General features: G+C 39.0%; 4 protein-coding genes. 2 read left to right on the top strand and 2 right to left on the bottom strand.

Annotated features, from left to right (window positions below; translation table 11 throughout):
• Window positions 1-374 precede the first annotated feature (374 nt).
• Window positions 375-2195: an acyl-CoA dehydrogenase C-terminal domain-containing protein gene (locus HRT50_RS17095; protein ID WP_291616725.1), complete on the top strand. Its 1821-nt coding sequence runs from the start codon at window positions 375-377 to the stop codon at window positions 2193-2195.
• 113 nt (window positions 2196-2308) lie between these two features.
• Here the strand turns inward: HRT50_RS17095 and HRT50_RS17090 are convergent, their stop codons facing one another.
• Window positions 2309-3001: a TetR/AcrR family transcriptional regulator gene (locus tag HRT50_RS17090; protein WP_291616723.1), complete on the bottom strand. Its 693-nt coding sequence runs from the start codon at window positions 2999-3001 to the stop codon at window positions 2309-2311.
• A 141-nt stretch (window positions 3002-3142) separates the two neighbouring features.
• Entirely contained in the window at window positions 3143-5572 is a 2430-nt protein-coding gene (gene fadE / locus HRT50_RS17085) for an acyl-CoA dehydrogenase FadE (RefSeq protein WP_291616721.1), read from the bottom strand.
• Window positions 5573-5877: 305 nt separating this feature from the next.
• On the opposite strand from fadE, the gene HRT50_RS18915 reads away from it, so the two are divergent.
• Window positions 5878-6099: an Arm DNA-binding domain-containing protein gene (locus HRT50_RS18915; protein WP_367238887.1), complete on the top strand. Its 222-nt coding sequence runs from the start codon at window positions 5878-5880 to the stop codon at window positions 6097-6099.
• The last annotated feature ends 179 nt before the right edge of the window (window positions 6100-6278 follow it).

Genomic DNA, 6278 nt, shown 5'->3' with positions numbered 1-6278 from the left:
ACAATGTTTTAAATACAGCAGATTATGCGCTTTAATTAGTATTACTCGAGATTAACAATCTATTGTTAACTAATTTCTTTAGCAAATTTATTCTTAAATCAGCATTCACTATCTATTCAAATTATTAAGTGATTTTTTAACAAACGTTACTGCTATATATTGTTCAATTTTAACATCCCTCTACTTGTAGTGACTTATACCGGGTTAACAAGTAAATGTTGGCTGTGAATTAGCCTGAATTTACCCAATAAAATTTTATAACCTCATGCCTGTCAGCAAAAAAGTATAAAAAAGACTTGAATTAGTGGTACGACCAGTGCTTTAATCTAGCTATAACATTATAAATAGTTCACTAAATTTGTCGGAGAAAGGTAATGCTAAGTTATAAAGCACCAATAGCAGATATTAAATTTTTGCTTGAAGATGTATTCAATTATTATGATCATTATAAAAAACATGAAGAATTTGAAGAAGCTACTCCTGACTTAGTGGACGCTATCCTGCAAGAGTGCGCAAAATTTTGTGAAAACGAATTACTGCCTTTATATCAAAGTGGTGATAAAGAAGGTTGTACCTTTGATAATGGCAAGGTAACCACCCCAAAAGGCTTCAAAGAAGCTTACCAACAGTACATTGATGGTGGTTGGTCTTCGCTATCACATTCATTAGAACATGGCGGACAAGGCTTACCACCTTCATTAGGTATGGTGCAATCAGAACTGACTGGTACGGCTAACTGGTCTTGGGCTATGTATCCTGGTCTTAGTCATGGTGCAATGAATACTATCACTACGCACGGTAATGATAAGCAAAAAGAGCTGTATTTAACGCGCTTAATCCAAGGTACGTGGACAGGCACCATGTGTTTAACAGAGCCTCAATGTGGTACCGATTTAGGGCAAGTTAAAACTAAAGCCGAGCCAAATGGCGATGGTACCTACAACCTCACCGGTACTAAAATATTTATTTCTGCGGGTGATCATGACCTAACAGACAACATTATCCATATTGTACTAGCAAGATTACCCGACGCGCCAAAAGGTACTCGTGGTATTTCATTATTTATTGTGCCAAAAATAAAAGCTGAGCAAGACGGTACGCTAGGTGAAGCAAATAATGTTACTTGTGGTTCAATAGAAGACAAAATGGGCATTAAAGCCTCTGCGACAGCGGTACTTAATTTTGACAATTCTGTTGGCACGCTTATAGGTCCAGAAAATAAAGGTTTAGAATGTATGTTCACCTTTATGAATACGGCACGTATCGGCACAGCTTTACAAGGGGTTTGTTCTGCAGAGTTAGCTTTTCAAAACTCTTTACTTTATGCCAAAGAACGCCTATCTATGCGCTCTCTGACCGGTAAAAAATTCCCAGACCAAGTAGCCGATCCTATTATAGTTCACCCAGATGTGCGTAAGATGTTGATGACACAAAAAGTGATTTCTGAAGGCGGCAGGGCAATGATTTATTACACCGCCAAAATCGTTGATGATATCTCTATGGCAAAAACCGAAGCAGAGCGTCAAGCAGCAGACGATCGTTTAGGCTTTATTACACCTATCTTAAAAGCGTTCTTAACGGAACTTGGCTCTGAAAGTGCCAATCATGGTTTGCAAATCTTTGGTGGCCACGGTTACATTAAAGAGTGGGGCATGGAGCAAATAGTACGAGACGCAAGAATCGCAACACTGTATGAAGGCACCACAGGTATACAGGCTCTAGATTTATTAGGTCGTAAAATATTAATGACTCGTGGTAAGTCGCTAAATGATTTCTCTAAGGAAGTACTAAGCTTTTGTAAGAACAAGAGTTTAATTTCTAGTAATCCACATAAACGTCAAATGAATCGTTTTATCTGGCCATTGGGCAAGGCAATTGCTAACTGGCAACAGTATTCAATGCGTTTAGGTCTTAAAGCTAAATCGAATCGTGATATTGTCGGCTCAGCATCAGTAGACTTTTTAATGTATTCTGGTTATGTAGTTATGGCTTACTTTTGGGCTCAAATGGCACAATCGGCCTATGAAAAGCTAGCGGGTGATGTTGAAAATCGTGACTTCTACCGTGCAAAAATTAAATCAGCTGAGTTTTATTTTGAGCGTATGTTACCTAGAACTAAGTCTCTAGCTAAAACTATGATGGCGGATCCTAAAACCATAATGCAACTTGATCAAGAGTTAATGTCTTTTCTTTAATTCACCCGTAAGTTAAGAAAAGTCTTAATTAATTGTACAAACAAAAAAGCACGGTAACTTTATATAATAGTTACCGTGCTTTTTTATTGTTTTTTTAATTAGTAATTAGTAATTTATTTTAGAGACATAATCCAAGCAATAATCCTGCGTGTTGTCTGTTCAATTAACGCAGTATCAATATTTACTTGCTTGGCAAGCTGACCATATTGAAGCTGAGAAAAAACCGTGTACATTATTTTAGCATCGAGCTCAGGGCTAACCTTGTTAAAAAATTGACATAGCTGCTGGTAAGGGGCTAACTGAGCTAATTCATGCTCTTGGGCAAGTAAAGGTAGAGCCGGGGTTACTTGTATCTCTGTTAACATTAGTTGCTCTACCGCTAGAGAAATCGCCTGATGTTTGATATTTTCAATTAAATGTTGAGCAGTCATTTCGCTCAATTGTTGACACAAATCTTCCTTAACAGCTGTTTTCCTAAGTGTTTTCTTCTCTATTTTAGTTATAAGGGTAAAAGCTGCAGCTAAGATGGAATCGGCACGCGAGATAATACGTTCGGAATTTAATTTAAATGCTTGATGAATAAGTTCTTGGATATCTTTAAAGTAATAAGTTGTTAAAGAAAGCTGAAGTTGTGCATGGCTAGCAATCGCCCGGTGAGTAGTGCCTTTTATCCCATTGAGCGCTAAAACCTCAATCGCTGCAATCAGAATTCTTTCACGAGTCCTTTCTCCTTTAGAGCGACGTTTTACTGACAAGCTCTTATGCTGTTCAGTCTGCTCTGGAATAACTATATCTTTTACGGCCATGTTCAGCTCAGTTAAATTATTATCATTATATTTACCTTATATTAACATCGTTTCTTGCTGCTGATAATATTAAAAAAATACTTTATATACCCATGTTAAAATTTAGTTCAAATTGCAACATGGGCGTTAGTCTATATTAACCTAGCTGGTAGGCTGGAATGCAGCTAATTCTTTACTATCAAAATCGTCTACAGCAATAGCCCATTGGCGGCCAGCTTCTGCAGTCGTTAATAACTGAGCCTCAGCTGCTGATATGATGCTTTCAGCGAGACCCAGCTCTGCTACCTTATTGAGTTGATAAAAAGGCAATTTTTTATTTAAAGCACTACAGACTTTTTCATGGATTGGTTCACAATTAATTATATCTTCAAGCACTTGCTCTAACTTTCCAAAAATATTATTACCATCGCGGGTTAAATATTGACCTTGACCTAAGCGAGTACGACTTGCGCAAGGGCTTTGTAGTAACCTTGCTACCTTTTGTGCTATTTCATCACTTGGTTTGTTCAGCCAAGTGCCTAGTGGAAATATAATCACCCGTAAAAGTCTTGCTACGGCTTTGTTAGGAAAATTACTAATAAGCTCGTCAATTGCATGTTGCATGTTGTAGAGACAATCCTCAACGGCATGCTGAACGAATGGCAGATCAGCACTTTTCCGGCCTTCATCATTATATCTTTTTAACGTAGCACTCGCTAAGTACAGCTCGCTAAGTACATCTCCTAGCCTTGCAGAAATACGCTCTTTGCGTTTTAGCTCAGCACCTAGAACAAGCATAGCGATATCAGAAAGCATGGCGAGGTTGGCACTAAAGCGAGTCAGTAATTGATAATAGCGGCGAGTTTCATCATTAAATGGACTACCTAAGAAGCGTGCACCGGTAAGTGAGCACCATAAACTACGGCTAATATTACTGATGCTAAAACCTATATGACCAAAAAGTGCATGATCAAAGTCGTTAAGTGCTTGTTCATTGTTACTATTATTGGCGGCTTCTAGTTCTGCCAGTACATAGGGGTGACAACGAATAGCGCCTTGACCATAAATAATCAGACTACGGGTTAAAATATTAGCGCCTTCGACCGTGACGGCGATGGGAGCACCTTGATAGCCACGAGCTAAATAATTGTTTGGTCCCATACAAATACCTTTACCACCATGAATGTCCATGGCATCGATAATGGATGAACGCATCTTCTCGGTAAGGTGGTATTTGGCTATCGCTGAAATTACCGAGGGTTTTTCGCCCAGATCGATAGCTCCCGTTGACATCGTAGTAACGGCGTCCATTAGATAGGCATTTGCGCCAATACGTGCAAGAGGCTCTTCAATACCCTCCATTTTACCAATAGGCATTTTAAATTGTCGTCTTATACGACTGTATGCTCCTGTGGCTAAAGCCACGGTTTTAATACCTCCGGCACTATTTGATGGTAGGGTGATAGCACGACCAACGGATAGGCATTCAACCAACATACGCCAACCTTGTCCAGCCATTTCAGCGCCACCAATGATAAAATCGAGGGGCACAAAAACATCAGTACCTTGGGTAGGACCATTTTGAAAGGGAATATTTAAGGGGAAATGTCTGCGGCCAATAACAATATTCGGTAAGTCGGTTGGAATAAGTGCACAAGTGATACCTAAATCTTTTTTATCCGAAAGCAGTTGCTCAGGGTCTTGCAATTTGAATGCTAAGCCTAGTACGGTAGCAATTGGGGCTAGGGTTATATAGCGTTTATCCCAGGTTAGTTTCATACCTAAAACATCTTTGCCGTCAAATTGACCATGACAAATAATACCAAAATCGGGAATAGCTCCGGCATCTGAGCCAGCTTCTGGGTTGGTAAGGGCAAAACAAGGGATCTCTTCACCTTTGGCTAGACGTGGTAAGTAATGGTCTTGTTGCGCCTTAGTACCATATTCTTGTAACAATTCTCCTGGACCTAATGAGTTAGGCACACCGACAGTACTGGCAAGCACTGAACTAACACCGGTAAGTTTTTGCAAAACCCGTGATTGGGCAAAAGCGGAGAACTCTAAACCCCCGTATTGTTTTTTAATGATCATGGCAAAAAATTTGTTTTCTTTTAAAAACTGCCATATTTCTGGCGGAAGGTCGGCAATTTCATGGGTAATATGCCAATCGTTAACCATGGCACACACTTGCTCAACCGGTCCATCTAAAAACTCTTGTTCCTGCGTGCTTAACCTTGGCCGAGGGTAATTATGGAGTTTTTTCCAATCAGGGTCACCGCGAAATAAATCAGCATCGAACCATGTGGTGCCAGCATCAATGGCTTCTTGTTCGGTCGAGGACATTTGTGGCATTATTTTTTTGAACAAAGCCAATAAAGGCATACTTATAAATTGTTGGCGAATACTATCAATATTTAGTGGTAGTGCGATCACAGCAAAGAGTAACCAAGAGACAATGCCAATGATGTTGAAAAACGACCCTAATACCATCAGCGTAGCAAAAGCTAAGGTGTAACTGGATAATGATGTTCTTGCGTAGCTCATAAACCAAGTAAGCGTAAATGCGACAAATAACCAAATAATAATATCCACAAGGAGTCCCTTTTAGTATTGTTTTTATGTGAGGTGAGAGAAAAAGTATTTGAATTTAAAATACTTTTTAGTCAATGATATACTCTATTTATAGAATAAATTGATGATTTAGCCAAGCATATTTTACTTTTAAGTGTTTGGCTGTTTTAAGAGGTTAAATATGTTTGAACTCTTAGTTATGTCTCTTTATTCTTTCTTGATTAGCATCAGGATATCTCCCACACCCCAGTAAATACAATCGCTACACGAGCTAAGCAGTTTATACTGTCTCACATAGCCACCCTTGTTTGGGGCTAACTGACACTATGCACTTTACAGATAAAAGTATTAAGGCTTTAAAACCTAAAGAAAATCTCTTTGTGGCTACCGCAAAAAGTGATGCCCGGGACGTTGGCCGCTTGCAATTAAAAGTATACCCAACAGGCACTAAAAAATTCCAATTCCAATATTATACTAACGGCCGAAGACGAATAGAAATTGGCCCAAATGGAGCTCTTTCGTTGCGGATGCCAGAACGAAATTTTTAGCGCTATCTGAATTAGTGCAACAAGGTGGTAATCCGGCTGCTGATAAGATTCAAATAAAAGTCGAAAAGCAACAAGCCGAGGCACAGAGTTCTTTATTAGAATTTATTGAAGACTTTGCTGTGTTCATTAAAAATAATTGGGCACCAACCACAATCAAACACACTAATAATTCATTAACT

It is taken from the genome of Colwellia sp., from assembly GCF_013215345.1.
In the GTDB taxonomy this organism is placed as follows: Bacteria; Pseudomonadota; Gammaproteobacteria; order Enterobacterales; family Alteromonadaceae; genus Colwellia.
Note: the sequence above shows the minus strand (reverse complement) of the source record. Positions and strands in the feature narration are given on the sequence as shown.

What these genes read in the sequence shown, in the direction of transcription:
- HRT50_RS18915 (WP_367238887.1), top strand. Translation starts at nt 5,878, where the DNA reads ATGCACTTTACAGATAAAAGTATTAAGGCTTTAAAACCTAAAGAAAAT.
- HRT50_RS17095 (WP_291616725.1), top strand. Translation starts at nt 375, where the DNA reads ATGCTAAGTTATAAAGCACCAATAGCAGATATTAAATTTTTGCTTGAA.
- HRT50_RS17090 (WP_291616723.1), bottom strand. Translation starts at nt 3,001, where the DNA reads ATGGCCGTAAAAGATATAGTTATTCCAGAGCAGACTGAACAGCATAAG.